The sequence below is a fragment of the Arthrobacter sp. RAF14 genome, assembly GCF_052114185.1.
Classification (GTDB): Bacteria; Actinomycetota; Actinomycetes; order Actinomycetales; family Micrococcaceae; genus Arthrobacter_E.
The window spans coordinates 1-654 of record NZ_JBFREG010000016.1 but is presented as its reverse complement, the minus strand read 5'-3'; the positions used below and the strand labels follow the sequence as shown (position 1 = coordinate 654).

The 654-nt window shown below is 70.3% G+C and carries 1 protein-coding gene; it reads right to left on the bottom strand.

Features of this window, described 5'->3' with window-relative positions; genetic code table 11:
- Window positions 1–654: hypothetical protein (locus tag AB4Y75_RS16690; protein WP_441436999.1), on the bottom strand; the 654-nt coding region annotated here is incomplete at both ends.

Sequence of the window (654 nt, the reverse complement as noted above, 5' to 3'; positions counted from 1 at the left end):
GGTGAGGCCGGGGAGTTCGATGTTCAGGTGGGGTTTGCCGTCCTTGAGGGGTGCGGCTGCGTCGACGAAGACGTTGGTGGTGTCGGTGCCGATGCGGTCGGTGGTGGAGGCTCCGTTGGGTCCTACGGTGAGGTCCCAGAGGTCTTTGACGCCGGCGACGTTGAGGTTCTTGCCGACGCTGACTCCGCCGTTGGGGGTGGTTCCGGCGCGGACGGATCCGATGCCGGGGACGGGAATCTCGACGCCCTTGGGAGTGCCGTTGTTCCCGCCCGGGATCACACCACCGTTACCCGGAGTACCCGGAGTACCCGGGGTTCCCGGGGTACCCGGAGTACCGCCAGTACCCGGAAGGCCGGGGATGACTCCGCCGGGCAGGCCCGGAAGGCCGGGCAGGCCGGGGATGACTCCGCCGGGGTTCCCGCCAGGGGTTCCCGGAATACCCGGAGTACCGCCAGTACCCGGAAGGCCGGGGATGACTCCGCCGGGCAGGCCCGGAAGGCCGGGCAGGCCGGGGATGACTCCGCCGGGGTTTCCGCCGGGGGTTCCCGGGGTGCCGGGGGTGCCGGGTAGGTTGGGGGTTCCGGTGAGGCCGGGGAGTTCGATGTTCAGGTGGGGTTTGCCGTCCTTGAGGGGTGCGGCTGCGTCGACGAAGAC